The sequence below is a fragment of the Streptomyces sp. NPDC034037 genome, assembly GCF_055575715.1.
In genome coordinates this window covers 156,218-182,469 of record NZ_JBVISC010000005.1, presented here as the reverse complement: position 1 = coordinate 182,469, position 26,252 = coordinate 156,218, and the positions used below count along the sequence as shown (strand labels likewise).

At 65.8% G+C, this 26,252-nt stretch carries 21 protein-coding genes, 1 tRNA gene and 4 pseudogenes; 13 read left to right on the top strand and 13 right to left on the bottom strand.

Annotation, left to right across the window (positions count from 1 at the left end; genetic code table 11):
• Nucleotides 1-2: 2 nt before the first annotated feature.
• The 4 genes and pseudogenes from ACZ516_RS19010 to ACZ516_RS18995 form a co-directional block, all read right to left on the bottom strand.
• Nucleotides 3-338, bottom strand: coding sequence for a CBS domain-containing protein (locus ACZ516_RS19010; protein ID WP_469011157.1), 336 nt, complete (start codon nucleotides 336-338; stop codon nucleotides 3-5).
• A gap of 41 nt (nucleotides 339-379) precedes the next feature.
• Nucleotides 380-1,834: a DEAD/DEAH box helicase gene (locus ACZ516_RS19005; RefSeq protein WP_469011156.1), complete on the bottom strand. Its 1,455-nt coding sequence runs from the start codon at nucleotides 1,832-1,834 to the stop codon at nucleotides 380-382.
• 432 nt (nucleotides 1,835-2,266) lie between these two features.
• Nucleotides 2,267-2,470 carry a cold-shock protein gene (locus tag ACZ516_RS19000; protein WP_004986771.1) on the bottom strand — a complete coding sequence of 68 codons (204 nt, stop codon included), beginning with the start codon at nucleotides 2,468-2,470 and terminating at the stop codon, nucleotides 2,267-2,269.
• Between the two features lie 691 nt (nucleotides 2,471-3,161).
• Nucleotides 3,162-3,706, bottom strand: a pseudogene (locus tag ACZ516_RS18995) (DUF5994 family protein).
• Nucleotides 3,707-4,856: 1,150 nt separating this feature from the next.
• Here ACZ516_RS18995 and ACZ516_RS18990 point away from each other — a divergent pair.
• The 5 genes from ACZ516_RS18990 to ACZ516_RS18970 all read left to right on the top strand — a co-directional run bounded on the left by ACZ516_RS18990 (nucleotide 4,857) and on the right by ACZ516_RS18970 (nucleotide 11,364).
• The gene (locus ACZ516_RS18990; protein WP_469011154.1) at nucleotides 4,857-6,263 is read left to right on the top strand and encodes a class I SAM-dependent DNA methyltransferase; all 1,407 of its coding nucleotides are present in this window, start codon (nucleotides 4,857-4,859) and stop codon (nucleotides 6,261-6,263) included.
• Nucleotides 6,260-7,879 (top strand): restriction endonuclease subunit S, encoded by a 1,620-nt coding sequence (locus tag ACZ516_RS18985; protein ID WP_469011153.1) that lies wholly within the window; start codon nucleotides 6,260-6,262, stop codon nucleotides 7,877-7,879. Before ACZ516_RS18990 ends, ACZ516_RS18985 begins: the two co-directional genes overlap by 4 nt.
• A 74-nt stretch (nucleotides 7,880-7,953) precedes the next feature.
• Entirely contained in the window at nucleotides 7,954-9,438 is a 1,485-nt protein-coding gene (locus tag ACZ516_RS18980) for an AAA family ATPase (RefSeq protein ID WP_469011152.1), read from the top strand.
• On the top strand, nucleotides 9,380-10,294 hold the full coding sequence (locus tag ACZ516_RS18975; protein WP_469011364.1) for an HNH endonuclease family protein: 915 nt from the start codon (nucleotides 9,380-9,382) through the stop codon (nucleotides 10,292-10,294). Before ACZ516_RS18980 ends, ACZ516_RS18975 begins: the two co-directional genes overlap by 59 nt.
• Nucleotides 10,295-10,908: 614 nt before the next feature.
• Nucleotides 10,909-11,364, top strand: coding sequence for a hypothetical protein (locus ACZ516_RS18970; protein WP_469011358.1), 456 nt, complete (start codon nucleotides 10,909-10,911; stop codon nucleotides 11,362-11,364).
• Nucleotides 11,365-11,404: 40 nt separating this feature from the next.
• Here the strand turns inward: ACZ516_RS18970 and ACZ516_RS18965 are convergent.
• The 3 genes and pseudogenes from ACZ516_RS18965 to ACZ516_RS18955 all read right to left on the bottom strand — a co-directional run.
• Nucleotides 11,405-11,797 (bottom strand): annotated as a pseudogene (locus ACZ516_RS18965) (hypothetical protein); the annotation flags it as partial.
• A gap of 11 nt (nucleotides 11,798-11,808) precedes the next feature.
• Nucleotides 11,809-12,226: pseudogene (locus tag ACZ516_RS18960) on the bottom strand (ATP-binding protein).
• Between the two features lie 46 nt (nucleotides 12,227-12,272).
• The gene (locus tag ACZ516_RS18955; protein ID WP_469011357.1) at nucleotides 12,273-12,680 is read right to left on the bottom strand and encodes an NUDIX hydrolase; all 408 of its coding nucleotides are present in this window, start codon (nucleotides 12,678-12,680) and stop codon (nucleotides 12,273-12,275) included.
• Between the two features lie 107 nt (nucleotides 12,681-12,787).
• On the opposite strand from ACZ516_RS18955, the gene ACZ516_RS18950 reads away from it, so the two are divergent.
• Nucleotides 12,788-13,576 carry a GntR family transcriptional regulator gene (locus ACZ516_RS18950; RefSeq protein ID WP_469011150.1) on the top strand — a complete coding sequence of 263 codons (789 nt, stop codon included), beginning with the start codon at nucleotides 12,788-12,790 and terminating at the stop codon, nucleotides 13,574-13,576.
• A gap of 238 nt (nucleotides 13,577-13,814) precedes the next feature.
• Nucleotides 13,815-14,276, top strand: a pseudogene (locus ACZ516_RS18945) (site-specific integrase); the annotation flags it as partial.
• A 183-nt stretch (nucleotides 14,277-14,459) separates the two neighbouring features.
• Here the strand turns inward: ACZ516_RS18945 and ACZ516_RS18940 are convergent.
• The 3 genes from ACZ516_RS18940 to ACZ516_RS18930 form a co-directional block, all read right to left on the bottom strand.
• Nucleotides 14,460-14,533 (bottom strand) — tRNA-Pro (locus ACZ516_RS18940).
• 50 nt (nucleotides 14,534-14,583) lie between these two features.
• Nucleotides 14,584-15,405: a Pr6Pr family membrane protein gene (locus tag ACZ516_RS18935; protein WP_469011149.1), complete on the bottom strand. Its 822-nt coding sequence runs from the start codon at nucleotides 15,403-15,405 to the stop codon at nucleotides 14,584-14,586.
• 333 nt (nucleotides 15,406-15,738) lie between these two features.
• Nucleotides 15,739-16,668, bottom strand: coding sequence for a metallophosphoesterase (locus tag ACZ516_RS18930; protein WP_358581306.1), 930 nt, complete (start codon nucleotides 16,666-16,668; stop codon nucleotides 15,739-15,741).
• 117 nt (nucleotides 16,669-16,785) lie between these two features.
• Here ACZ516_RS18930 and ACZ516_RS18925 point away from each other — a divergent pair, with 117 nt between their 5' ends.
• Nucleotides 16,786-17,250 carry a GatB/YqeY domain-containing protein gene (locus ACZ516_RS18925; RefSeq protein WP_358581308.1) on the top strand — a complete coding sequence of 155 codons (465 nt, stop codon included), beginning with the start codon at nucleotides 16,786-16,788 and terminating at the stop codon, nucleotides 17,248-17,250.
• 487 nt (nucleotides 17,251-17,737) lie between these two features.
• Here ACZ516_RS18925 and ACZ516_RS18920 read toward each other — a convergent pair whose 3' ends face one another.
• Nucleotides 17,738-20,074, bottom strand: coding sequence for a transglycosylase domain-containing protein (locus tag ACZ516_RS18920; protein WP_469011147.1), 2,337 nt, complete (start codon nucleotides 20,072-20,074; stop codon nucleotides 17,738-17,740).
• A gap of 551 nt (nucleotides 20,075-20,625) precedes the next feature.
• Here ACZ516_RS18920 and ACZ516_RS18915 point away from each other — a divergent pair.
• Nucleotides 20,626-20,970: a WhiB family transcriptional regulator gene (locus ACZ516_RS18915; protein ID WP_030782081.1), complete on the top strand. Its 345-nt coding sequence runs from the start codon at nucleotides 20,626-20,628 to the stop codon at nucleotides 20,968-20,970.
• 195 nt (nucleotides 20,971-21,165) lie between these two features.
• On the opposite strand, the gene bagB is transcribed toward ACZ516_RS18915, so the two are convergent.
• Nucleotides 21,166-22,545, bottom strand: coding sequence for an ATPase BagB (bagB, locus tag ACZ516_RS18910; RefSeq protein ID WP_469011146.1), 1,380 nt, complete (start codon nucleotides 22,543-22,545; stop codon nucleotides 21,166-21,168).
• Complete coding sequence (gene bagA / locus ACZ516_RS18905) at nucleotides 22,542-23,522, bottom strand: ATPase BagA (protein ID WP_358581316.1); 981 nt, start codon at nucleotides 23,520-23,522, stop codon at nucleotides 22,542-22,544. The genes bagB and bagA overlap by 4 nt, the downstream gene beginning before the upstream one ends.
• A 128-nt stretch (nucleotides 23,523-23,650) precedes the next feature.
• Here bagA and ACZ516_RS18900 point away from each other — a divergent pair, with 128 nt between their 5' ends.
• The 4 genes from ACZ516_RS18900 to ACZ516_RS18885 all read left to right on the top strand — a co-directional run bounded on the left by ACZ516_RS18900 (nucleotide 23,651) and on the right by ACZ516_RS18885 (nucleotide 26,173).
• Nucleotides 23,651-23,812: a DUF4177 domain-containing protein gene (locus ACZ516_RS18900; RefSeq protein ID WP_003975360.1), complete on the top strand. Its 162-nt coding sequence runs from the start codon at nucleotides 23,651-23,653 to the stop codon at nucleotides 23,810-23,812.
• A complete protein-coding gene (locus tag ACZ516_RS18895; protein ID WP_358581318.1) occupies nucleotides 23,809-24,297 on the top strand; it encodes a RidA family protein in 489 nt (162 codons plus the stop codon). Before ACZ516_RS18900 ends, ACZ516_RS18895 begins: the two co-directional genes overlap by 4 nt.
• Nucleotides 24,298-24,369: 72 nt before the next feature.
• Entirely contained in the window at nucleotides 24,370-25,254 is an 885-nt protein-coding gene (locus tag ACZ516_RS18890) for an NUDIX hydrolase (RefSeq protein ID WP_361079985.1), read from the top strand.
• Nucleotides 25,255-25,342: 88 nt separating this feature from the next.
• The gene (locus tag ACZ516_RS18885; protein WP_358581322.1) at nucleotides 25,343-26,173 is read left to right on the top strand and encodes an MBL fold metallo-hydrolase; all 831 of its coding nucleotides are present in this window, start codon (nucleotides 25,343-25,345) and stop codon (nucleotides 26,171-26,173) included.
• Nucleotides 26,174-26,252 lie beyond the last annotated feature (79 nt).

The following is a 26,252-nucleotide window of genomic DNA, read 5'->3' as shown; positions in this document are numbered from 1 at the left end:
TTTCAGACGGCGAGGGCGTCGGCAGCCCTGAGGGCACCGACAGCCTCGCGGGTCCCGAGGGCCCCGAGGGCCCCGATGTCGCGCAGGCGGACCCGATCCGTGTACCCGGAAGCGGACCGGACGGCGGTGAGCCCCACCCACGTAACGACGTCCGTGCGCTTGCCGTCCTCGTCGCAGACGACGAGGCGGCTGACGCGAGCGCCGGCCATGACGCACAGGGCGTCCTCGACGGTCATGTCGGCCCAGACCCGCGGCCCGGCCTCCTCCGCGGTGTCGTCCTGCGAGGTGAGCACGGACCCGGCGCTCATGGGGCGGACCAGCGTCTGAACCAGCGTCAAGGGTGCTCCTACGGAGAGGGGACGGCTTCGGGGGACGAGAGCTACGCGGCGGTCACGGCCGCGGCGGCCGCGGCGACCGGCGCGTCACCGGCGCTCCGCTGCTGCTGTACGTGCGCACGCCGCGCCGCCGAGACGGGACGGCGACGGCCACGGGCGGCACCGGCACGCTTGGGGCGCTGCGTCACCGGCGCGGTGATGACGACCGGGATCCCCGAGGGGGCCTGGGCGCCGGTGATGCGGTGCAGCTCCTGCTCGCCGGAGCGGACCTGGGTGATCTGCGGGCTGATCCCGGCGTCCGACATGAGGCGGACCATGCCGCGACGCTGGTTCGGGGTGACCAGCGTGACGACGCTGCCGGACTCGCCGGCGCGGGCGGTGCGGCCGCCGCGGTGGAGGTAGTCCTTGTGGTCGGTCGGCGGGTCGACGTTGACGACGAGGTCCAGGTTGTCGACGTGGATGCCGCGGGCGGCGACATTCGTGGCGACGAGCACCGTGACGTGCCCGGACTTGAACTGCGTCAGGGTGCGGGTGCGCTGGGGCTGCGACTTCCCGCCGTGCAGCGCGGCGGCCCGTACGCCGCTGTTGAGCAGGTCCTGGGTGAGCCGGTCGACGGCGTGCTTGGTGTCCAGGAACATGATCACGCGGCCGTCGCGAGCGGCGATCTCGGTGGTGGCCGTGTGCTTGTCGGCACCGTGGACGTGCAGGACGTGGTGCTCCATCGTCGTGACGGCGCCCGCCGAGGGGTCGACGGAGTGGACGACGGGGTCCGTCAGGTAGCGGCGCACGAGCAGGTCGACGTTGCGGTCCAGGGTGGCGGAGAAGAGCATCCGCTGGCCCTCGGGACGTACCTGGTCGAGCAGCTCGGTGACCTGCGGCATGAAGCCCATGTCGGCCATCTGGTCGGCCTCGTCCAGGACGGTGATGCCGACCTGGTTCAGCCGGCAGTCGCCGCGGTCGATGAGGTCCTTCAGCCGGCCCGGAGTGGCGACGACGACCTCGGCCCCGCCGCGCAGCGCGGCGACCTGCTTGCCGATCGACATCCCGCCGACGACGGTGGTCATCCGCAGCCGCATGGAACGGGCGTACGGGGTGAGCGCGTCGGTCACCTGCTGCGCGAGCTCACGGGTGGGTACGAGGATCAGCCCGAGCGGCTGGTGGGGCTCGGCGCGCTGGCCCGCCGTACGGGCGAGCAGGGCGAGGCCGAAGGCGAGGGTCTTGCCGGAGCCGGTGCGGCCGCGGCCGAGCACGTCACGGCCAGCGAGGGAGTTCGGCAGCGTCGCGCCCTGGATCGGGAACGGGACGGCCACCCCCTGCCTGGCGAGCTCGGCGAGGAGCGGGCCCGGCATGCCCAGGTCGGCGAAGTCCTCCACGGCGGGAAGAGCCGGGGTGATGGTCTTGGGGAGAGCGAACTCACCCTGCACGGCGGCGGGCCGACGACTGTGACCACTGCCACTACGGGGGCGGGCGAAACGGTCGTTGGAACGTGTGCGGTTCATGCGGGGAACCTTCCTCGATGCGGCGCATATCAAGGAATTCCCGCAGCGATGAGCAGCGCAGAGAATCACAAGAATGGACCGAAGAAAAAACAGAGACTAAAACCCGAACTGAAACCCAAACCCAAACCCAGACGCGAGCCGAAACCGGAGCCGAATCAAAGACCGGAAGTCGGAATCAAACTGACCGCTGATGCCGCTGATGCCGCTGATCGCTCGGGCAGACGCAGGGCGCGGAGGGGATGACGAGTTACGGGTTTGGTGGGGCGGGGGAGGGGGGCTTGGAAAGCCCGCACCCATCCCCGCGCACGGGTGCGGCCGGTAGGGCGGCCGCACCGTCACCAGGGGCGGACCCCAGGACGTGCGAGAAATGCATGCAGCTGGGGCCCGCACCCCGAAGGATGCGGGCCCCAGCTGCAAGTGTGCGCGTACGCGTCAGGCGGGAACGATGTTCTCGGCCGTCGGGCCCTTCTGGCCCTGCGCGATGTCGAAGCTCACCTTCTGGCCTTCGAGCAGCTCACGGAAGCCCTGGGCGGCGATGTTCGAGTAGTGGGCGAAGACGTCGGCGCCGCCGCCGTCCTGCTCGATGAAGCCGAAGCCCTTTTCCGCGTTGAACCACTTCACAGTGCCAGTAGCCATGTCAATCTCCTTTGGGGCAGTACATCGGGATCCGCGCTGCGCGGACACCGTGTCGCCGCGATGATTACCCCGCCGGAAAAGACCGGTCATACAAAAGCGCTCCGATCGCAGTATTCGACCAGGAGCACTTGAAGTTTTTCGGGAACCACAACTGCAACTGATGAAGACAGTAGCACGACATCTCGGCCGGTGCGCGCCGGATAATTCCCCTCCACCCGTTCCACCAAAAACCCTTCCTGCCCGGATCATTAAACTCTCACTTCGCGAGCACAGATCACGGATTTTCCTGCCACGAAAATGTGGCCGCAGACGGGACGAACTCGGGGGACAGACCGTTTCGCCGACGTGGGTGCGCCGGGCCTGCGAGCGGCTGTCGGCGAGCCAGGACCCGGCCGGCGGCTCGGCTTCCGGGGCGAGCCGGGTGTCCACGGTCATGTGCAAGCGGCTGCCGCCGCCTTCGCTGCCCGTGGGGTAGCTGCGGGGTTCGTCGGAGACGAAGAACCGGCTGAGGACCTGGGCGACCTGCCCTCCGCATCAGGCTGCTGCGGGGCGTGGTCACGGCCACCGGGGCGCACGGGAAGCCGACGAGAGGAGGAGTGCCGACGATGCAGAAGACGAATGAAGAACACCGCAAGGGCGATCAAGAGCAACAGAAGAAGGCCGCCGATGGTGACACCGATACCCATGACTGTCACCTCCTCCCACCGGGAGCGCCGAGGCGGCCGACGGTGGCGCCCCCTCGACCTCCCACACCGCTACCGCTGCCGCTGTGGCCGCCATTGCCTGCGTGTCGATGAGCGCGCTGGCGGTGCGGACGACGCGGGGGGTCGCAGGCGGCGGCCATGAGCCGTGAGGCGACATCCGGATCAGCCTCGGGAGGAACGACCAATAGATCCCAGCGCCCGACGCGATAGGAGAGCAGCAGGAGATGGTGGGGGTCCTGCTCGGTACGGAACCCGCCCACCTTGACCACATGGCCGCGGACGACCACCTCGCGCGGCACGACGCCCCAGTACGCCGGATTGACGGCGACCCGGGTGATGCGCCCCCACACGGAGTCCACTGCGCGGCCAGCGAGGGAAGTTCACGAAGGAGGTCACGGGATCGCGGCCACCAGGTTCCGTCGAGCAGCCCGACCTGCGGCTCCGGAGGCCTGAAGGACAACCGCAAGCCCGAACGGTCGAAAGTCGAGACGGGCGGCGGGTTCGTCGACGTTCGTACGGTGAGCACCGTCATGGTGTCGACCTGTCCCCGGGCAGAGATACCGGCCCGGTGCGCTGAAGCCGAGCGAGAAACCGACACGAAAGCCGATCCCAAATCCCTCCCGGCCCCTCCGAGCCTACTCCGAGGTGGCCTCCGACCACGATGAATGCCCGTATGCCCCCACCTGGGCCCCCAACGCAGGTGAGGCCCGGTACTGATCTCTCAGGACCGGGCCTCACCTGGTACTTCAGCTGTCGGGGTGGCGGGATTTGAACCCACGACCTCTTCGTCCCGAAGCAACTTGGATGGGGGCGCTGCCTCGGGGTGCTGTGCCTCTCACCTGCACTGACGGTCCGCAGACATTCGCGCTCGTCCGCCGCTGTTCGTCGGCGTTGTCACGCAGTTACACACTCACCCCGCCGCTCCCCTTGCTCGGTCGCTGCACCAGAGGTCTGGCGCACCAACTCCTCCACGACTTGAGGCACGACACGTTGAGCCCCCTCGTCTTGTAGCGCTCTGGCAAGTGCTCGATGGACCGCAGCGAAAGGCTGCCCTGCATGTGAGGCACGAGGCCGGTCAACCGCTCGCTCGATCTTCACAAGATAGGCTGCCACGATCGGCATTGCCTGGTCGTACTCGTTGGGTTCCGCGGGCATGGGCTCAGCTGATCAGCGCGGATCGATCGCGCTCAAGGCTGGCACCAGCCCTCAGTAGACGGTCAATCGGTTTCCCTATGTTCCCCGTGGTTCCCGCACGATCTGGCCTGCGTCGGGCACGAGTCCTTCGCAGTCGAACCGCTCCATGACCAGCCGTAAGGGCTCTCCTTCGAACCCGTTGATCTGGTCCAGAGGTGCGGCGTGGGCGGCCATGTAGTGCGCGTCCTGTGCGGTCTGAAAGGCTGCTTCAGTGACTTGCGCGCCGTCTGCGAAGGTCAAGTAGCGTACGGGCGGTGCGGAACGCGCCGACGTCCAACTCTCACTACACGTGGCAGTGCGAGCGTCAGCAAGCTGACGTCGGGGCGTACGCAAAGCCGAATCATGGTGACCGGGAATAACTAAATCCAACGTACCTTAGGGAAGTCCGAGAACTTAATAACCATCGATTGAGAACTGCAATCAGGGCTACTTTGGTCGAACGCGTAGGGTAAAGTAGCCCTGATTGCACCTGAGGCACGAGGGATCAGATGAGAGACACGTCAGACGTCACGCGAAGGCTTTGGTCGCTCTGTGCCGTTCTTCGTGATGAAGGCGTCACATACCACGAATATCTGAACGAACTTACCTATTTGCTCTTTCTGAAGCTGGCCGCTGAACTCGAGATGGAAGACCGGCTGCCGGCGGAGTGTCGATGGGCGGCACTCCGGGAAGAAAATGAAGATACCGTCGCAGAATTCTACAGTACCCTTCTGGAGCGACTTGGGAACTCCGAAGATTCTACGGTAGCAATAATCTACGACGAAGCCGAAACTCGGCTAACATCCGGCGCGGCACTGCGACAGTTGATCGAAGGCATTGATGAAATTGACTGGTATCGCGCTCGCCAGAATGGATTGGGGGACGTCTACGAAGGGCTAATCGAGAAGAACGCCCAAGAGTCGAGGTATGGAACGGGGCAATACTTCACACCCAGGGCAGTCGTCGATGCCCTGGTGAAAGCACTTAATCCTACAAGTAGGGACACAGTCTATGATCCAGCAGCCGGGACTGCCGGTTTTTTGGTTGCTGCTGGGCTTCACACAAGCGGCAACGGAGAAAACCAGCCTGAACTTCATGGCGTTGAGTTGGTGCACGATGTCCGACGCATGGCTTTGATGAACCTCCTACTACACGGCCTCGATGGAGAAATCGATCTGGGCGACTCTCTGAGCAGAGACCCGAGCAAGTTCCAAGTGTCCGTGTGCCTGACGAATCCTCCCTTTGGAGTCAAAGGAGCCTTGTCGGCAACACAGAGCAAACACATGGACTTCCCAACCTCTAACAAGCAACTGGGATTCTTTCAGCATATCTACAAGAGCCTCGCCAAGGGAGGCAGGGCTGCTGTTGTAGTTCCTGACAATGTGCTATTCGAGGGTGGGGTGGCGTCATCAATTAGGACTTACCTGCTGGAAAATTACCGTCTGCACACTATTTTGAGGCTACCAACGGGTATTTTTTACGCGACTGGGATTAGAACGTCTGTCCTCTTCTTCTGTGCAGATGGCGCTACGAGCTCTACATGGATTTACGATCTCAGGTCATCGGCTAACTCGTTCACCAAACGCAAGCCACTGACCCTTGCCGACCTGGAAGACTTCCTCGCATGTTACGGCAGCGATCCACTAGGCCATGCAGAGCGGCAAGAGACTGAACGCTTTAAATGCGTAAGGCGTGAGGACTTGCGGCTGGCGGAAGACAGACTAGACCTAGTAGGAAAATCAGAAATTGAACCAAGCAGCGATGGCCTGCGCCGCACGCCTCATGACCTAGCGGTAAGCCTTCTGCATCACATTACCGCAGCTCAAATCGCCATCGGCGAAGTCGAAGAAATGCTGAGGGACGATTCATTGAGGTCTGCTGTTGAGCAGAGCTCGATTGCAGATGGTGAAGCGTGATTAAGAAAGATTTCCCGCCTAACTGGGGTGTCTGTCAGGTATCAGAAGCCGGTGTGGCAATTTCTGGGCAGCAAAAGACCCCTGCTGCTTCTCATGCCTCGGAACAGTATCCCTATCTAAGAGTTGCGAACGTCTTTGACGACGAGTGCGACTTCAGTGACCTGGCCACGATGTATTTTTCTGTGGAGGCAAGGGAGAGGCTCCTCCTAAGAGAAGGTGATGTGCTTCTCTGCGAAGGGCAGAGTAGAGAGCTAGTGGGCCGGTGCGCTTTGTACCGTGGAGAAGTAGAAGAGCTCTATTTTCAGAACAGCATTATTAGATTCCGTCCGCATAAAGAAATTCTTCCCGAGTATGCCTTGCTCGTGTTTCGGGCATACCAGAAAGAGGGCGTATTCTCCCGGATTGCGAAATCAACCACGAATATTGCACATCTAGGACTGAACAGATTCAAAGCGCTTCCCTTTCCGGTTCCCCCTCGCGCTGTGCAAGAGTCATTGGCAGACGTGGCACGAGACTTTCAAGAACGCGTCGACACCGCGCGACACGTTCTAACTGAATCGATTCCAGAAATCGAATCACTGGCGCGTAAAGTACGCGACCAAGTATTGATCGGCGATGGAGTTCCAGAGGAACGCGGCATCTCTGCTGGAGTAGCTTTTCCTTGGAAGACCGCAGCAGAATCAGTAGCAGTGGATGCTCCGATCGTCTACGGGATTCTCCAACCTGGCCCAGATATCGATGATGGGACAGGTATTCCGTATATCCAACAGCAGGATATTCAGAACGAACAAATCACAGAAGAAAGACTGAGAAACACTTCGTTGGAGGTTCACGACAAGTTTTCTCGATCTGCCATCGCGTCCGGTGATGTGCTATTGGGCATCATCCGTAATACGCGGGTCGCGGTGGTGCCCCCTGAGCTTGACGGTGGGAACATCAATCGAGGTATCGCTCGGCTGAGGCCGCGTGAGGATCTTGAAAGCGAGTATTTGGCACATTGGCTTTCAAGCGAATGGGTTCAGAGGTGGCTATCAGAACGCATGCGTGGAATCGACATGCCGGGTCTTAACCTTCGGGATGTCCGGCTACTTCCTGTACCAGTGCCGAAGCTTGCAGAGCAGCGGAGGAAGGTACACCTTATAAACCAAGTGGTTGATAAGGTGCACGAGACTAGGGCCACTCTCTTGGAAAGCCAACGGGAGCTGGTGGAAACTGAAGTGCGGACACTCCCGGAATTGGCCTACGGCCATCTCGCGCGCGAAGTTTCGCAGGGTCTCGGAACAGAAAACTCAATGGAAGGCGTGGGCCTCGCAACTCGCTTGCGAGAGAGGCAAGTTCCATTGAAGCGAAATGTCAAAAGAAGAGCCCCCTCAAAAAGGAACCCCAAGGAAATGAGTCCGCAAAGCGGTGAATTGAACGCTGATCATTTGCTACAGGTCGTTCAAGCGTCTGGCGGTCGTATTAGCCCAGAAGAGCTGTATCGCAGCATGAGCCTTGAGGATAACGCTGTTGATGATTTCTATGCCCTTCTACGTGAGATGCGGAGGGAGGGGCGCATCGACATTGATCGCCCCGACGAAGAATTTGTCTTCGTTACCGCGGGCGGTGAGGTGTGAGAATTCTTGAAGTCTCGCTACCTAGCTTTAAGAACCTACACAACTTCCGTGTTTCGTTTGACAGGGAAGCTCCGGTGTCAGTGCTTGTCGGCCGTAATGGTGCAGGGAAGTCGAATCTTCTCGAAGCACTGACAGTTATATTTCGAGACCTCGATCTGGGATTCCCTCCCTCATTTGCATACGATCTCAAGTATGAGATCAAAGGGCAAATTATCGAAATCTCCGCTGCGGAAATCGAAGGTGTCCGCCATTTGTCTTGTTCGGTTAATGGCGAGCAAGTGCCGGCTAGCAAGTTTGTAGGTACTGCTGGGGCTCGGTACCGACCGCGGCATGTTTTTGGCTACTATTCCGGTCCCAGTAATCGACTTGAGGAACACTTTAGCGCCCATCAGGAGCGATTCTATAGAGATCTCCTCCGAGGTGTAGAGAAACCTCTACGCCCATTGTTTTATGCGCGGAATGTATATTCCAGCTTTGTCTTGCTCGCCTTCTTTCTTGACGATGATCCTACTGTCCAGGATCTCCTCAGAGGGCAACTCGGTATTCACGATCTCGACTCCGTCATGTTTGTGATGCAAAAGCCCTCATGGAGTAGCAGAGCTGGCGACAAGCGCTTCTGGAACGCTCGTGGTACCGTGCGAGGTTTTCTCGACAGGTTGTATGCACTCGCGCTGGCCCCAATGAGACTCGACAGAAGGGTGCCGGTTGGGTTGGCCAGGTTTGCTCGTTCCGAGCACCTTTTTCTCTATCTATCCGGTCTTGCGGAGACACGTGCTCTGGCGAGTGCATATACGAGCAATCAAGAGTTCTTTAAAGCTCTTGAAAGCACATACATGTCGGAACTCATTCACGACGTTCGCATACGAGTTTCGACGGCACGCGGCACCACCTCTCTCACCTTTAGGCAGCTCAGCGAAGGCGAACAACAGTTGTTGCTCGTTCTTGGCTTGATGAGGTTTACCAGAGAGGAAGAATCACTATTTCTCCTTGATGAGCCGGACACTCATCTTAATCCTGCATGGAGTGTGCAGTACCGGAAGTTTCTGCACGACTTCGGGGCTCTTGACGAGGGGTCGCACGTCCTAATGGCCACTCACGACCCCTTGGTGGTCGCCGGCCTCCTCAAGTCTGAAGTACGCATTCTTGAGCGCCATGACGACGGAACGGTTTCAGCATCAGAACCCCTTGAGGATCCGCGAGGAATGGGGGTCGGCAACTTGCTTACAAGTGACGTCTACGGCCTCCGTTCGCAGTTGGATCTCGAAACGCTGCAAATTTTGGACCGAAAACGAGACCTCGCATCCCGAGGTCATCTGTCTCCAGTCGAGGCGGATGAACTTCGTGATCTTAGTGAACAGCTTCAAGCGCTCGGTTTGCTGATGGAAGATCGCGACCCAGAGTTCCAGGAGTACCTTCGCGCGAAGTTTAGCGATGTGACTGAAGGGGATGCACCCCTTGTTTTCTCGCGTGAAGAGATTGAGGAAAATCGCGAGGCAGCTCATGATCTTCTGCGAGAAGTTCTTGGCGAACAAGGCAGCGAATCACTCGGGGGAGAGTAACGTGATTTTTGTAGATCTCGAAGAGGTTGCTGCCCTTCTACCCGCCAAATGGAAGAATCACTGTCTCTCTGTCACTCGGGAGCTGGAGAAGGCGGCCACCGCTGAAGATCGAGATGAAATCCTAAAAGCGAATTCTGATCTATGGCGCGAAGTCAAAGAGAAGCTTGCTGAGGCTTCTCACGGAAAATGTTGGTACTGCGAATCGAAGAATGTCCGAGCGGATAATGCTGTGGACCACTTCAGGCCAAAGGGGAGAGTTGCTGAAGATTCCAACCATCCCGGGTATTGGTGGCTTGCCTTCGATTATAAGAACTATCGATTCTCCTGCACGTATTGCAATAGTAGACGTAAACATGTTCAATCGGGAAGCGCCGGAGGGAAGCAGGACCACTTTCCTCTCGCTGTAGGATCGTTTCGAGCCTATAGGTCAAGTGACTCTGTAGACCTTGAGCGGCCGCTCCTTCTCGACCCGTGCTCAGTTATCGACGTTTCCATGGTTTGGTATGACGAGGAGGGAAAGATCAAGCTAAACCCTTCTACGGTCATCGCTGATCCAGTATCTCAGAATCGTATCGATATATCGCGAACCATTTTGCATTTAGATCACCCGTATACTGTCGAAGAAAGGAAACGGATCTACCTGAAGATCATATCTCTCTGCAATAAGGCGGATTTGATCTATAAGGAGTATTCTAGCGGAAATCCAGATTTGCAGTATTTGTATAAAGAGCGCCTAGCGGAATTGGCGCAGTTTCTCACTCGGTCGGCGGAGTACTCGGCTGTCGCTCGATGTGCTATTCGTGGTCACAGAGAGGCCAGTCTCACAGCGAATGTTCTCTGTGATGCTCCCTTGTGATGCTTCTCAGAGCCTGACGGCACATGCAGGTAGCCGTCGAGGTCGGTGGAGTGGCTTTGGGGTGACGCTGCTTTGGCGCGAGTGATCATGGCCCCGTAAGCTTCCGGCGCGTCGGGCAGTCTGTGGACCTGCCCGGTAAAGCACGACGTTGGGGCCATGATCTTCGAGGCTCGCGTCAAAGTGGCTCCGTCAAGCCGTGGAGCCGACCGCCCCAGCCACGATGCACCCCTTCTCTGGCGTCAGGCGGCTGCACGCTTTGAGCGCGGCACGGACGCCGGCCGGGCCGGAGCGGGGCGGAGACAGGAGCGCAGGCCCGGCCGGCGTCCGTGCCGCGCGGGGAGCGGAGCGAGCCGCCTTGAACCAGTAGAGAAAGTTGTAACGCAGTCGGCTGTTTGGGGTGCCAGATCACCCTGCTGTCATTGCCCGAGGCTGGCGCGAAACACCCCGGATGCGTAGCTGTCCCACTGGGCGCACTCTGAGCTTATGAACGGCGGGAGCTCTGCCCGTCGGCAGCGAGAAGCTTTGGCCCGGCCATGACCACGGGCTATCCAGCGCCATCAACCCATCCGCCTCCGAAGTCTTCGGGCGCGGCAGGGCGAAGCCGTGTGCATCTCATGCTCGCGGCTCTCATTGGTGCCGTCGTTGGGGCTGGCGCCGTCGGAGTCGCCTGGGGCCTCACAGGGGGCAGCCGGCACACCGCGAAGCAGACTCCGACCGCGACTCCATCGCGCGTCACGCACCCGACACCAACGACGTTTGTCCTGACCGGCACCTTCGAGCTGACCGACGGGGTTGTTGGCGACGGTGCTGGTGGGTGTAAGGGCAGTGAGGGCTATAGCGACATCTCTGAAGGCACGGCTGTCACGGTGTACGACGCGGCTGGGACGGTGGTGGCTACCGGCGGCCTTGGTGAGTCGACGCGAGCGGGCAGCACATGTCGATTCGACGTGGCCGTCGGTGGTGTGCCTACGGGCAAACGGTTCTACAAGGTGGAGGTGTCTCACCGAGGGGCTGTGCAGCTGACGGAGGCGGAGGCTAGAGGTAGCGGATTCGGGGCCACGCTGGGGTGAGCGTCACCCGTTGTCGACTCAGAAACAGCCCAGTCCCTTATCAGCTTCCTTGGGGACTGTTGCATTGGTGGTCGATTGCGTGGGGCTTGTAGTCGTCTACCCAGGCGGGGAGTTCGACCCCTTGTCGGTGTGCGAGCGGTAGGAAGGTCACTGGCCGGATGGTCCACGTGATGGTGGTGCTGCCGTGGGTCACTGAGACCTCGCAGGGCTGCCCCCGTAAGAGTGCCTGCCGGGTTGCGATGCGCCCCTGGTACAGCCAGACCCATGCTTCGTCGGAGGCTGCGGGGTCGAGTGCCGGTGAGATCGTGCGGAGTATGACCGCGACCCATCGGTCTGCCTGAGGGGCCGAGTAGGCGTCAAAGGAGGCTCGGAGTGCCGGCCGATCCTGCTCTGGGAGCTCTTGGGTCCAGCACTCGCACCAGTAGCCGCGGCGGGTCTAGGTGTTCAGCACGGGTGACCTCCTGCGTGCGTGCCGGTGAAGAGTTCCGCCGTGACCGTGTGGCCGCCGTCACTTTTGTGGACGACGACTCGGTGGGCGATGGCGCTGACCATCCCCAGGCCCCGGCCGTGCTCGGCGTTTTGGTCCTGGTGCTCGGCCTTGGGTGCTGTGCCGGCGCCTCCGCCGTCCGTCACCGACCTGGGCGGAGACTGCCAGGGCCAGATGGAAGCTGCCCGAGTCCCGGCCACTGGCGGTGTGAAGGATGGCGTTCGCGCTCAGTTCGCTCACGATCAGTTCGGCGCCCTCGGCCAGGGGTGAGCTGCGCAGGATGTCACGGGTCCAGCGGCGGGCCCGGCTGACCTGTTCGGGAAATCCTGGGCAAGTGAGTCCCCAGACCCGGACTGTACTCGTATACTCGTGTATGCAAGTTTCTTCATGCTGGTAGGCCGCCATGTGTAGCGGGTTCGGGCTAGACGAGTTTCACGCCATCGTGAGCGCGGAGGGCCGGCGGGGACGCCGCGTCGAGTGCGTCCAGGACGCGGATCGCGTACGCCTCGTCGGCAAGGTCGGACACTTCTTCACGGGTCGCCCAGCGCAGGGCACGGGTCTCGTCGCCGGTGGTGGGCACGCCGTCGGCGGCTTCGCAGCGAAAGACCAGCGAGACGATCAGGCCGGCCATGTTCTTGTAGACGCCGGTCAGGGTCGCCGGAAGCGCGATCTTGATACCGGTCTCTTCGAGGACTTCGCGTTGCAGGGCCTCGGGGACGGTTTCCTCGCGTTCGAGGATGCCGCCCGGGGGCTCCCACTTGCCGTTGTCGCGGCGCTGGATCAAGAGGGCGCGGTTCTGGGCGTCGACGATCACTCCGGCGACGCTCACGGAGTGCGGACGGTCCATGCTCACGTTGCTCGGCTCTCTCGGCTAGCTAGGCTCTCCACCGTAGCAACTAGACTCGGCCACACGTCTAGATACCTAAAGGAGTACGCGTGAGCCCTCTTCCTTCCGGCCTCCTCGGCGACCTCGACCCCACGAGTGATCGTGCGGTCTTCCGCCAGATCGCCGACCAGCTGCGCGAGGCCATCGACCGCGGGCGATTCCACGAGGGCGACAAGCTGCCCTCGGAAGCAGACCTTGTCGAGCACTACGGCGTATCCCGAATGACGGTCCGAAACTCCTTCTCCATCCTCCAAGGGGAAGGACTCGTGCACGCCAGGCACGGCAAGGGCGTCTTCGTCCGACCACGGCCCCCCGTACGACGTCTCGCCTCAGACCGGTTCGCGCGACGGCATCGGGAGCAGGGCAAGTCCGCCTTCATCGTCGAGGCCGACGCCGTCGGCAGTCACCCCCAGGTCGACAGCCTGGAAGTCAAGGAAGAGAAGGCCAGTCCCGACGTCTCCGCTCGACTCGGCTCCGTGCGGCGTGTGCTGGCCCGTCGTCGGCGCTATCTGCTGGACGGGCGGCCGGTCGAGTTCGCCACCTCCTTCCTGCCCCTCGACATCGCGCGCGGCACGCAGATCGCCGAACCCAACCCCGGACCCGGCGGCATCTACGCCCGCCTCGAAGAACTGGGCCACCGCCTCGACCACTTCGAGGAGGAGATTCGGGCGCGGATGCCCTCTCCGGTCGAGGTGAAGACGCTCCGGCTGGCCTCCGGCGTCCCGGTCGTCCACCTCATCCGGACCGCCTTCGACACCGAGGGACGGGCCGTTGAGGTCTGCGACACGGTCATGGCTGCTGACGCATACGTGCTGTCGTACCAGCTTCCTGCGACCTGATCGTCATGGTTTGCGGTGGTGCGCGGGGGCGATTCCCAGACTCGTACACCCCAACACGGCTGCTCATATAGACGATTGGGCAAGTTGTGTTGCATAGTGGTCCACGCGTTCCCGGTATTGGGCTCGCAGGACGCTACACGTATAGACGAGTAGATAGGGGAAGTCCCTAGACCTCGGCCGCGACGATCCTGCTGACCGAGGCTCCCGAGCCCAAGGTCCGTGACCGTAGGCGGCCCTGATGACGAAGCGTCGTAGTCGCGGTGACGGCGGCCTGCACTGGGACGAGAAGAGACAGCGTTGGATCGCCACGGCGAACCTCGGCTTCGCCCCGAGCGGCAAGCGGATCGTGAAGCGGGGGAGTGGCAAGACCAAGACTGATGCGAAGAACAGGCTCAAGGAGGTGTTGCGGGACCACGAAGACGGCCTCGCTATCGCACCCACCAACTACACGGTCAAAGACGCGGTGATGGACTGGCTCACCTACGGGCTGGCCGGCCTCGACCCCAGAACCGTTGAGACCACAACGCTCCTGAGCGAGAAGCACGTCATTCCGTCGCTCGGCGCTCGCAAGCTCCGCGACCTCAGCGCGGAGGACGTAGACCGCTGGCTGGCCACCAAGGCGAAGACGCTCAGTACGCGTACCCTCCAGGGCCTTCACTCCTGCCTGAACCGCTCGGTCCAGCGGGCCATGGCGCGGGACGGTCTACCGGAAGCAGATCCGCCCCGTGATCCAGACTGGAGCCGTCGTTATGGACGGCATCTTCGGAGGTGATCCGAGGAAGCCGTAAGCACTCAGGAAGCGCTAGTCACGCAGATAGACACGGAGCAACGCCAGAGGGCCCTTACCGACTCGGTAAGGGCCCTCTGAACTGCTATTTGGCTGTCGGGGTGGCGGGATTTGAACCCACGACCTCTTCGTCCCGAACGAAGCGCGCTGCCAAGCTGCGCTACACCCCGATGTCGTTGCTCCACCGCCCCGCATTGCTGCAGGCCCGTGGCGACATCGATTACTTTAGCGGACCGGCGGCCTGAGGCGAAATCCGGTTCTTCGGGGCTCGTGGGCCGGGGCGGAAGCGGTCCAGGGTGACGGTCAGCAGGGCCAGTGCGTAGAAGGCCGAGCCGAAGATGATCGCGTTGCCGAGGATGCCGGCGTAGCCGTGGGCGGCCACGTCCAGGAACGGGTAGGGGTAGCGGGCCGGTGAGCCCGGTGGCAGCAGGGCGCCGCGGGTCAGGGCGAAGGCCAGGTACGCCAACGGATAGAGCAGCCAGAGGGCCGCGTGGCGGGGGCGCAGGCCGCCCGGCCTCGTGAGCAGCAGCCAGTCGAGGGCCACGCCGAGCGGGGTCACGGTGTGCAGGAGGTGGTTGGCGAGGGCGTGCCAGTTGGACGGCGGCCCCTCCTCCGTCATGGAGAAGCCGCTGGAGCCGTTCGCCAGGACCAGGTGGTAGACGAGGCCCGTGATGGCGATGAAGAAGACCGTGGCCCCGGTCAGCCATGGCGGGAGAGGGCGCCTGGCCCGCCACGCCCGCCATGCGGAGAGGCCGAGGACCACCGCCACCAGCACATTGCTCTGGACGGTGAAGTAGCTGAGGACGCGGAAGGGGCTGCCGGTGACCAAGTCGATCACCACTCCGGTCACCGCCGCCAGCGCGATCAGGGCGCGCAGGGCGGCCACGCGGGGGCGGCGTACGGGTGGCACGACCGCCTCCGCGGGGACACCCGCGGCGCCGGTCGCGAGCGCGGTGGCCGTGCGGCCCGAGCGGCCCGAGCGGCTCGTGGGGGACGAGCGGCCCGAGTAGCCCGAGCGGCCCGAGGGGGTCGGTGTGGTCATGCGTTCCACCGTAGGGGTGGTGGCGGTGGGCGGTGGGCGGTGGGTGCTGGGCGGTGGACGCGTATGCGGGTGATCCGCACGGGCCGCCCTTTAGGAGGCTCCCGAGGCCTCCGGGACCGGCAGGACCCCCCGGACCTGCGAGACCTCCGGGACCGGCAGAGCCCCCCGGACCTGCGAGACCTGCAGTACCCCCTCGGGGACCTGCGAGACCTACGGGAACTGCGAGACCCCGGGGCTCCGGATCTTCGGGACCCGGGCCCCGAACCCCCGAGACCCCCGAGACCCGCGAGACCTGAACCCCCGAGTCCCCCCGAGGCCCAAAGCCCGCCCCCGCTACCCCCGCCGCTCCACCAACGTCAGCAACGACGCCTCCGGAGGGCAGGCGAACCGCATCGGCGTGTACCGGTTCGCCCCGCAGCCCGCGGACACATGCATGAACGACGTCCGGCCCTGCGCCGTATGCGTGGAGAGGCCCTTCACGCGGTCCGTGTCCAGGTCGCAGTTGGTGACCAGGGCTCCGTAGAAGGGGATGCAGACCTGGCCGCCGTGGGTGTGGCCGGCGAGGATCAGCGGGTAGCCGTCCGCCGTGAACGCGTCGAGGGACCGCAGGTACGGCGCGTGCACGATGCCGATCGAGAAGTCGGCCGCCGCGTCCGGACCGCCCGCCACGCGCGCGTACCGGTCGCGTTTGATGTGCGGGTCATCCACGCCGGTGAGGCCGATCTCATAGCCGTCGACCTTCAGCGAGCCGCGGGTGTTCGTGAGGTTCACCCAGCCCGCCTCGTCGAAACCGTCGCGCAGGCCTTCCCAGGGGTTGTGGATGACGCCGACGGCGGGCGCGTTGCCGTTCAGGCCGTGCTTGCCCTGGACCTTCTCTACGAGATAGCGGGCGGGGTTGCGCGGCTTCGGCCCGTAGTAGTCGTTCGACCCGAAGACGTACGCCCCGGGGAACTCCATCAGCGGGCCCAGCGCGTCCAGCGTCTCCGGAACGCCCTCCGGGTCGGAGAGGTTGTCGCCCGTGTTGATCACGAAGTCGGGGCGCAGGCCCGCGAGCGAGCGCAGCCACCGCTGCTTCTTGCGCTGCCCGGACACCATGTGGATGTCGGAGACCTGGAGGACCCGCAAGGGGCGCATCCCCGCCGGCAGGACGGGGATCGTGATCCGCCGCAGCCGGAACGAACGGGCTTCGAAGCCCACGGAGTAGGCGAGACCGGCCGCGGCCGTCGCCGTAATGCCCAGGGGTACTGCGTATCGCGCGCGCATCCTCCCATCGTGTCAGATGCCGACGGGCCCCCGACGCGAGGGCGCCGGGGGCCAACCTGCCCGTGCCCCGAGGAAATCAGCGGGCAGGAAACGCCCCGCACCTGCCACAATCACCCCATGACCACGCTCAAGTCGAAGCTGCAGGAAGACCTCACCGCCGCGATCCGGGGGCGCGACGAGCTGCGCTCCTCGACGCTCCGGCTGACCCTCACCGCCGTCACGAAGGAAGAGGTCGCAGGTACGCAGGCGCGCGAACTCTCCGACGACGACGTGCGGAAGGTGATCGCCCGCGAGGCGAAGAAGCGCCGGGAGGCCGCGGACGCGTTCGGGCAGGCCGGGCGCACCGAGCAGGCGGAGCGGGAGAAGGCGGAGGGCGAGGTCCTCGCCGAGTACCTCCCCAAGCAGCTCTCCGACGACGAGCTCCAGGCGATCGTCGCGCAGGCCGTCGAGGAGGCCAGGGCCGCCGGGGCGGAGGGGCCGCGCGCCATGGGCCAGGTCATGAAGATCGTGAACCCGAAGGTCGCGGGGCTCGCCGAGGGCGGCCGCGTCGCCGCCACGGTCAAGAAGCTCCTCGCGGGCTGACCCCGCCCCCCGGCTCCCCGTCCACCGCCCCACCGCTCGCCGCCCGCCGCCCCGCCGCCCCACCGCTCCCCGTTCGCCGCCTTCGGCCTGCCGACTCCGGCTCCGGTTCGCCGGCTCCCGCCGTCGCCCTGTCGGCCTCCGATTCCGGCAGCGCTCCCGACTCCAGCGGCGCTTCCGACTCCAGCAGCACCCGCGACCCGGTTCCGACTCCAACAACACCAGCGACCCGGTTCCGACTCCAACAACACCAGCGACCCGGTTCCGACTCCAACAACACCAGCGACCCGGTTCCGACTCCAGCAGCACCCGCGACCGGGTCCCGCCTCCAGCCGCACCCCCGACCCGGCTCCGCCTCCAGCCGTACGCCGACCCCGATCCCGGCACCCGTACGCCGATGAGGGCGCCCCCTGCACCAGGGGGCGCCCTCATCTTCGTACTACTCACCTACCGCCAGCGGCTACCGCTACCACTACCGCCACCGCTACCACTACCGCCGCCAGCCCCCACCGTTCCCGCCCCCATTGCCGTGACCCCCACCATGACCCCCGCCGTTCCCGAGGCCACCAAGCATGTCCGGCGGGATCGAGATACCCGGCCACGGGTCGCCGTCGCCACCGCCGCCGGTGCCCGGCTTGCCGTCGCCACCTCCGACATCGCCACCGCCATCACCCTCGCCGCCGGTACCGGGGTCGGTACCGGTACCGGCACCAGGGTCGGTACCCGCGCCGTCGCCGGAACCGTCACCACCCCTGTCGCGGCCCTTGTCGCTCCCGGGAAGCCGCACGGAGCTGAAGTTCGGCGCCGGCTTGTCCGCCAGCGCGCCGCTCATCGCGTCGCGCCAGATCGGGCCCGGCACCTCGCCGCCGAAGACCTTGTCGTACGGGACTCCGCCGATGGTGATGTCGACCATCTGCCGCTTGTGCTGCGGGTCGCCGACCCAGACCGCGCCCGACATGTTCGGGGTGTAGCCCACGAACCAGGCGGCGTAACGGAAGTCCGTCGTACCCGTCTTGCCCGCGCTCGCCCGGGAGCCGAGCCCCGCCTTCTGACCGGTGCCGTCCTCGACCACGCCCTTCAGGAGGGTGTTGATCGTGTCGGCGGTCTTCTCCGACATCGCGCGCGAGCACGTCGTCTTCGGGACCGGCAGCGACTTGCCGGCGAGCGTGGTGATCGACTCGATGGCCACCGGCGAGCAGTACGTGCCGCGCGAGGCGAAGGTCGCGTACGCGCTCGCCATCGTCAGCGGCGACATCTCCTGCGTGCCGAGGGCGATCGACGGCGCCTGCGCCAGCTCCTTGCCGTCGGCCCGCTCGACGCCCATCTTGGCGGCCAGCTTCGTCACGGGGCAGATGCCGACGTCGCCGATCAGCTGCACGTAGTAGGTGTTGACCGACTTGGCGGTCGCCTCCCGCATGCCGTACGGGCCGACCTCGGACTCGTTCTCGTTGCTGAGCTTCTCGTTGTTGAGGTTCACCCAGTCCTTGCCGCTACAGGTCGTGACCCGCTCCGGATACGGCATCTCGTACGGCGACGGATAGGTCTGCCCGGCGGACTTGCCGCCCTCCAGGGCCGCCGCCGCGACGATCGGCTTGAACGTCGAACCGGGCTGGTAGCCCGCGCCGCCTCCCATGTCGCTGTCGACGGAGAGGTTGATCGTCGTCTCGTCCTTGCGGAAGCCGTAGGGCCGCGACTGGCCCATGCCGACGATCTTGCCCGTGCCCGGCTCGACGAGGGTGGCGGCGGTCGCCACGTCGTCGCCCTTGTTCACGTGCTCCTTGATGGACGCCTGCACCGACTCCTGCGCCTTCGGGTCCAGCGTCGTACGGATCTTCAGGCCGCCGCGGTTCCAGATCTTGGCCCGCTCTTCCTTCGTCTTGCCGAAGACCGGGTCGTTGAGGAAGATCTCGCGCACGTAGTCGCAGAAGAAACCGGCGCCGCTGACGGCGGTGATGCAGCCGTTCTTGGGGCGGCTCACCTTCAGGCCCAGCTTCGCCTTCTTGGCCTTGTCGGCCTCCTGCTGCGAGATGTCGTGCGTGTCGGCCATGCGCTGCAGCACGACATTGCGCCGCTGGGTGGCCTCCGTGGCGTCGTTGACCGGGTCGTACCGGCTGGGCGACTGCACGATGCCGGCCAGGAGCGCGGCCTCCTGGAGCTTCAGCTCCTTGGCGGGCTTGGAGAAGTAGCGCTGCGAGGCGGCCTCGATGCCGTAGGCCTGCTGACCGAAGTAGGTGATGTTCAGATAGTTCTTGAGGATGCGCTTCTTGCCCAGCTTCTCCTCGACCTGGATCGCGTACTTCAGCTCGCGGATCTTGCGGCCGAGGGTCTGCTGCGTGGCCTCGGCGACCTTCGTCGGGTCGTCGCCCGCCTCCTCGACGAAGACGTTCTTCACGTACTGCTGGGTGAGCGTCGAGGCGCCCTGCGACACGCCGCCGCTCTGCGCGTTCTGGTTGAGCGCGCGCAGGATGCCCTTGAGGTCGACCGCGCCGTGTTCGTAGAACCGGGAGTCCTCGATCGCGACGATCGCCTTCTGCATGTACGGCGAGATGTCCTTGAGCGGCACCACCGTGCGGTCACGCGAGTAGACCGTGGCGATGTGGCCGCCCTTGCTGTCCAGGATGCTGGTGCGCTGGCTGAGCGGCGGCTGCTTCAGGTTGGCGGGGATCTCGTCGAATCCCTCGACGGAACCCTTGGCCGCCAGGCCCAGCGCTCCGGCCGCGGGCAGGGCGATCCCGGCCAGCACCGCACCCGCCAGCACGCTGACACCGAGGAACTTCGCGGCCTGTTGAATTGGTGACAGACCACCGCCGGAGCGCTTCTTTCCCATGGGGGCAGCCTAATCCGTACGCAACGGCGTTCCGAGGGAGCAAGTGTTCCTCGGGATGTTCGAGTGCCGGATCGTGACATCCGGGCGGCCCGCCCCGTCGCGGACCCCCGTCGCGGGCCCCTGTCGCCCGCCCCGTCGCCGCCCCCGTCGCCAGGGGCGATCGGGCCGCCGCTCCACGGAGGTCTCCAATCGCCGGACAGCGGCGAATGCCTTGGCCTAAGCTGTTCTCAACTGTCACAGCAGTGCGGTGCGGCAACAAGCCTCCGTCCCTCCCGAATCCGACGGATTCCTGCCCGACTTTCCCTTACGTGGCGTCGAGTGCCCGCCGTGACACAACTGAACTCTCCCGATGTGCCGGGTTCCCCCCATATGTCGTCCGCTCACTCCGTCGGGTGATCTGCCGCTTACCCATAGTCCGTTCGGGCCATTCAAGATTGGGCCCGAAGGGGGTGTTGCGCTGTGCCCACCTTCCGTAACGTCCTCAACTGGCGGCGGTGAATATGCCGCTGCCGCCGTGGGGGAGCCTCGATTCGGGAGAGGACGGCGCCGGTATGGGCTGGGTAACCGACTGGAGTGCGCAGGCGGCCTGCCGCACTACCGATCCAGATGAACTGTTCGTTCAAGGAGCAGCGCAGAACAGGGCCAAGGCGGTGTGCACCGGATGCCCGGTGCGGACCGAATGCCTGGCCGACGCGCTCGACAACCGCGTCGAGTTCGGCGTGTGGGGTGGCATGACGGAGCGTGAGCGCCGCGCGTTGCTGCGCAGGCGTCCCACCGTCACCTCATGGCGCAGGCTCCTGGAGACGGCGCGCTCCGAATACGAGCGCGGCGCGGGCCTGCTGCCCGTGGACTTGGAGGACGAGGAGACGTACGAGAGCTACGCCGCGGTGGGGTAGCGCCCCTGAGGCGACGCACGTCCGGCCCACGCGCACTACTGGCTCCTGCGGAGTCGGCCCGTCGGCGCCTCGACTCGCCGAGCGGTCATTTCGCCGACCGCTGGATCTGTCGAGCGGTCAGTACGCCGACCGCTGGACCTGCCGAGCGGTCCTCATCGACCGCTGAACCCGCCAGGCGGTCATTTCGCCGATCGCTCAGCTCGCCAGGCGGTCACCGATGGCCCGGAGCCCCGAGAGGTCGTGCACATCGCCGGGCAGCGCGGCCACTTCGGCCACTGCCACTTCCGGGTGGCGCGCCGTGAAGCGGTCCCGCGTGCGCTGCTCACGCGCGAGCAGCTGCATACGTTCGGCATGCAGACGCAAAAGTCCAACGGTCAACTTCTCCACCGAGGGGTCGGCGGACTCGGGGTCGTCGGACTCGGGGTCGGTCAGGGAGTGGTCGGCCTCGGGTGGGTTGGTTCCGGAGGGGTCGGTCTCGGGCGGATCGGTCACCGGCTGGTCGGTTGTGGGCGCGTGCGCCGCGCCCGGCTCCGAAGTCGCTCTGTTCACAGGGGAGTTACGATCAGCAACCTTCCCGTCCCCCTGATCCACAATGCCGCTCTCCTCAAGATTTTCCGCGGCGGCGAGCGCCCGCTCGGCGGACAACTGGGCGGCCCCGCTGCCGTGCACGCGGTTCAGCACCAGACCCGCCAGCGGCATGTCGTCGGCGGCGAGGCGCTCCACGAAGTACGCGGCCTCCCGCAGCGCGTCCCGCTCCGGCGAGGCCACCACGAGGAACGCCGTGCCGGGCGCCTGCAACAGCCGGTACGTGGCGTCCGCCCGCGTACGGAATCCGCCGAACATGGTGTCCATCGCCGCCACGAACGTCTGGACGTCGCGCAGCAGCGGCCCGCCGAGCAGCTTGCCCAGCGCCCCCGTCATCATCGACATGCCGACGTTCAGGAACTTCATCCCGGCCCGGCCGCCCACCTTCGCCGGCGCCATGAGCAGCCGGATCAACTTCCCGTCCAGGAAGGACCCGAGGCGCTTGGGCGCGTCCAGGAAGTCCAGCGCCGAACGCGAGGGCGGGGTGTCGACGACGATGAGGTCCCACTCCTCCCGCGAGCGCAGCTGGCCCAGCTTCTCCATCGCCATGTACTCCTGCGTGCCCGCGAAGCCCGCCGAGAGCGACTGGTAGAAGGGGTTGGCGAGGATCGCGGCGGCCCGCTCCTTGTCCGCGTGCGCCTCGACGATCTCGTCGAAGGTCCGCTTCATGTCGAGCATCATCGCGTGCAGCTCGCCGTCGCCCTCCCCGTCGATGTCCTTGACCCGCCGCGGTACGTTGTCGAGCCGGTCGATGCCCATGGACTGGGCGAGCCTGCGCGCCGGGTCGATGGTGAGCACGACGACCTTGCGGCCCCGCTCGGCCGCGCGCAGGCCTATGGCGGCCGCCGTGGTCGTCTTGCCCACGCCCCCGGAGCCGCAGCACACCACGATGCGGGTCTTCGGGTCGTCGATCAGGGCGTCGACGTCCAGCGCGCGGGCGGCGTCCAGGGGCCGCGCCGGGGCCGAGGTCCGTGCCGGTTCCGGGGTCATGCGATCCCTTGCTTCCGCAGTGCCGTGGCGAGCTCGTACAGGCCCGCGAGGTCCATCCCGCCCGCCAGCAGCGGGAGTTCGTGCAGCGGCCGGCCGAACTCCGCGAGGACGGAGCGCTGATCACGCTCCAGGGCGTGCCGCTCGGCGTACTCCGCGGCCTGCTCGAGGAGCGGGTCCACCAGCCGCTCGGCGCTGCCGCCGCGCCGCGCGCCGCCCAGCCCCGCCGCCGAGAGCGACTTGGCGATGGCCGTACGAGGCGCCTGCTTGAGGCCCAGCTCCAGCTCGGCGTCGTCCAGCAGGGCCGAGCGCACCATGTTCACGATGACGCGCCCGACCGGCAGCCCCGCGGCCCGCAGCTCGGCGATGCCGTCCGCGGTCTCCTGCACGGGCATCTCCTCGAGGAGGGTCACCAGGTGCACCGCCGTCTCGGACGACTTGAGGACCCGCATCACGGCCTGCGCCTGATTGTGTATCGGGCCGATCTTCGCGAGGCCCGCCACCTCGTCGTTCACGTTCAGGAAGCGGGTGATGCGGCCCGTCGGCGGGGCGTCCATCACCACGCAGTCGTAGGCGAACCGGCCGCTCTTGTCCTTCCTGCGCACCGCCTCGCAGGCCTTGCCGGTCAGCAGGACGTCCCGCAGGCCCGGCGCGATGGTGGTCGCGAAGTCGATGGCGCCGAGCTTCTTCAGGGCCCGGCCCGCGCCCCCCAGTTTGTAGAACATCTGGAGGTAGTCGAGCAGTGCCAGCTCGGGGTCGATGGCGAGGGCGTACACCTCCCCGCCCCCGGGAGCGACGGCGATCTTCCGCTCCTCATAAGGCAGCGCCTCCGTCTCGAAGAGCTGCGCGATGCCCTGCCTGCCCTCGACCTCCACGAGGAGGGTGCGTCGCCCCTCCGTCGCGAGGGCGAGCGCGAGGGCGGCGGCCACCGTGGTCTTGCCGGTACCGCCCTTGCCACTGACGACCTGGAGCCTGCTCACGCCATTGAGCCTAACCAGTCGCCGCCCCGCCTACGCAGGAGCCCACCCTGAGCGTTCCCCGATCCCCACCCCGAGCCTTCCCCCATGCCCCGCCTGAGCATCCCCTGACACCGACTACAGTCGGCCACATGACCAAGTGGGAATACGCAACCGTGCCTCTGCTCGTCCATGCCACGAAGCAGATTCTGGACACCTGGGGCGAGGACGGCTGGGAGCTGGTCCAGGTCGTGCCCGGGCCGAACAACCCCGAGCAGCTGGTGGCCTACCTGAAGCGCGAGAAGCAGGCATGAGCGGGGCGGCGCGAAGCGGCTCGGCCGTCGAGGCCCGCCTCGCCGAGCTGGGCCTGACGCTCCCGGAGGTCGTGCCGCCGCTGGCCTCGTACCAGCCGGCCGTCCAGTCCGGCGTGTATGTCTACACCGCGGGGCAGCTCCCCATGGTGGAGGGCAAGCTCGCGGTGACCGGCAAGGTCGGCGCCGAGGTCACCCCGGAGGAGGCCAAGGACCTGGCCCGCACCTGCGCGCTGAACGGCCTGGCCGCGGTGAAGTCCGTCGCCGGTGACCTCGACCGCATCGCGCGCGTGGTGAAGGTCGTCGGCTTCGTGGCGTCCGCCCCGGACTTCACGGGCCAGCCCGGCGTGATCAACGGCGCGAGCGAACTGCTCGGCGAGGTGCTCGGCGACAAGGGCGTGCACGCGCGCAGTGCCGTCGGCGTGGCCGTGCTCCCGCTGGACGCTCCGGTGGAGGTCGAGTTCCAGGTGGAGCTGACCGAGGCCTGAGCCGTGGCGGGGTCCCGCCGGACCCGATCACTGCCTCTCGAACATCCGCTCACCAGGGGATAGCCTCCGCCCATGGCAAATGGGCAGTGGTACCCCCCGGAGTGGCCCGACCGCATCCGCGCCCTCGCGAGCGGTGAGCTGACTCCGGCGACCCCGCGCCGTGCCGCCACCGTCATGCTGCTCAGGGACGGGCGGGGTGCGGCGGCCGGCGGGGCGCCTGAAGTACACATGCTGCGCAGACGCGCCTCCATGGCCTTCGCCGGAGGCGCGTACGCGTATCCGGGCGGCGGCGTCGACCCGCGCGACGACGACCACCTGGTGCGCTGGGCGGGCCCCACGCGCGCGTCTTGGGCCGCCCGGCTCGGCGTCGACGACGAGGCCACCGCCCAGGCGATCGTCTGCGCGGCGGTCCGCGAGACGTACGAGGAGGCGGGCGTGCTGCTCGCCGGACCCTCCACGGAGAGCGTCGTCGGCGACACCACGGGGGAGGACTGGGAGGCGGACCGCGCGGCCCTGGTCGCCCGCGACCTGTCCTTCGCGGACTTCCTGGACCGCAGGGGGCTCTTCCTGCGCAGCGACCTGCTCGCCGCCTGGGCGCGGTGGATCACTCCGGAGTTCGAGCCCAAGCGCTACGACACGTTCTTCTTCGTGGCGGCGCTCCCCGAGGGGCAGCGCACGCGCAACGCCTCCACGGAGGCGGACCGCACCGTCTGGATCCGCCCCGCGGAGGCTGCCGCCCGCTACGACAAGGGCGAGCTGCTGATGATGCCGCCGACGATCGCGACGCTGCGGGCGCTGAGCGCCTATGTGTCGCCCTCCGAGGCGCTCGACGCGGCCGCGGGGCAGGACATGGCCCCGGTGCTCGCTCAGGCGCGCCTGGAGGGCGGCGAACTGGTGCTCTCCTGGCCGGGCCACGGCGAGTTCACCAAACGGATCACCCCGGACGCCGCGCCATGACCCCGGCCCGACCCCGTGCGCGTCCCGGACGCGCCCCGTTGCCCAAGAGTTCCGCGCCCACCCCGATCCCGACGGGAGTCACCCCCGTATGACCGAAGCCGCAGCCCTCCCGGGCCAGCCCCGTGGCGCGGTCCTGAGCGGCCCCGCCACCGCCCGCGCGGTCAACGTCCTCGCGCCCAATCCGTCCGCCATGACGCTGGACGGCACCAACACCTGGATCGTCTCGGAGCCGGACTCGCCCCTCGCGGTGGTCATCGACCCGGGTCCGCTCGACGACGCCCATCTGAGCCGTGTCGTCGAGACGGCCGGGAAGATGGGCAAGCGCGTGGCCCTGACCCTCCTGACCCACGGCCACCCCGACCACGCGGAGGGCGCCGCCCGCTTCGCCGAGCTGACCCGGACTCACGTACGCGCCCTCGACCCCGCCCTGCGCCTGGGCGACGAGGGTCTCGGCCCCGGCGACGTCATCACCACCGGCGGCCTGGAGCTGCGGGTGGTCGCCACGCCCGGGCACACCGCGGACTCGCTCTGCTTCCATCTGCCCGCCGACCGGGCGGTGCTGACGGGGGACACGGTCCTGGGGCGCGGCACGACGGTCGTGGCGCACCCGGACGGGCGCCTGGGCGACTACCTCGACTCCCTGCGCCGGCTGCGCTCCCTGACGGTCGACGACGGCGTCCACACGGTCCTGCCGGGCCACGGGCCGGTCCTGGACGACGCCCAGGGAGCCGTCGAGTTCTACCTCGCGCACCGGGCGAACCGTCTGGCCCAGGTCGAGACGGCCGTGGAGAACGGCCACGTCGAGGCGGCGGAGGTCGTGGCGCACGTCTACGCGGACGTGGACCGCTCCCTGTGGCCGGCCGCGGAGCTCTCGGTCCGGGCACAGCTGGACTACCTGCGGGAACACGGCCTGATCTGACGGTGGTCCGCACGCCGCCGGGTACGCCGATGGGCCCCGCCTCCTGAGAGGCGGGGCCCATCGGCGTACGGACTCGGGT

Coding starts and splice junctions, on each gene's coding strand:
- ACZ516_RS19005 (WP_469011156.1), bottom strand. CDS start 1,834: ATGAACCGCACACGTTCCAACGACCGTTTCGCCCGCCCCCGTAGTGGC.
- ACZ516_RS19000 (WP_004986771.1), bottom strand. CDS start 2,470: ATGGCTACTGGCACTGTGAAGTGGTTCAACGCGGAAAAGGGCTTCGGC.
- ACZ516_RS18990 (WP_469011154.1), top strand. CDS start 4,857: ATGAGAGACACGTCAGACGTCACGCGAAGGCTTTGGTCGCTCTGTGCC.
- ACZ516_RS18975 (WP_469011364.1), top strand. CDS start 9,380: ATGATCTTCTGCGAGAAGTTCTTGGCGAACAAGGCAGCGAATCACTCG.
- ACZ516_RS18970 (WP_469011358.1), top strand. CDS start 10,909: ATGCTCGCGGCTCTCATTGGTGCCGTCGTTGGGGCTGGCGCCGTCGGA.
- ACZ516_RS18935 (WP_469011149.1), bottom strand. CDS start 15,405: ATGACCACACCGACCCCCTCGGGCCGCTCGGGCTACTCGGGCCGCTCG.
- ACZ516_RS18930 (WP_358581306.1), bottom strand. CDS start 16,668: ATGCGCGCGCGATACGCAGTACCCCTGGGCATTACGGCGACGGCCGCG.
- ACZ516_RS18925 (WP_358581308.1), top strand. CDS start 16,786: ATGACCACGCTCAAGTCGAAGCTGCAGGAAGACCTCACCGCCGCGATC.
- ACZ516_RS18920 (WP_469011147.1), bottom strand. CDS start 20,074: ATGGGAAAGAAGCGCTCCGGCGGTGGTCTGTCACCAATTCAACAGGCC.
- ACZ516_RS18915 (WP_030782081.1), top strand. CDS start 20,626: ATGGGCTGGGTAACCGACTGGAGTGCGCAGGCGGCCTGCCGCACTACC.
- bagB (WP_469011146.1), bottom strand. CDS start 22,545: ATGACCCCGGAACCGGCACGGACCTCGGCCCCGGCGCGGCCCCTGGAC.
- ACZ516_RS18900 (WP_003975360.1), top strand. CDS start 23,651: ATGACCAAGTGGGAATACGCAACCGTGCCTCTGCTCGTCCATGCCACG.
- ACZ516_RS18895 (WP_358581318.1), top strand. CDS start 23,809: ATGAGCGGGGCGGCGCGAAGCGGCTCGGCCGTCGAGGCCCGCCTCGCC.
- ACZ516_RS18890 (WP_361079985.1), top strand. CDS start 24,370: ATGGCAAATGGGCAGTGGTACCCCCCGGAGTGGCCCGACCGCATCCGC.
- ACZ516_RS18885 (WP_358581322.1), top strand. CDS start 25,343: ATGACCGAAGCCGCAGCCCTCCCGGGCCAGCCCCGTGGCGCGGTCCTG.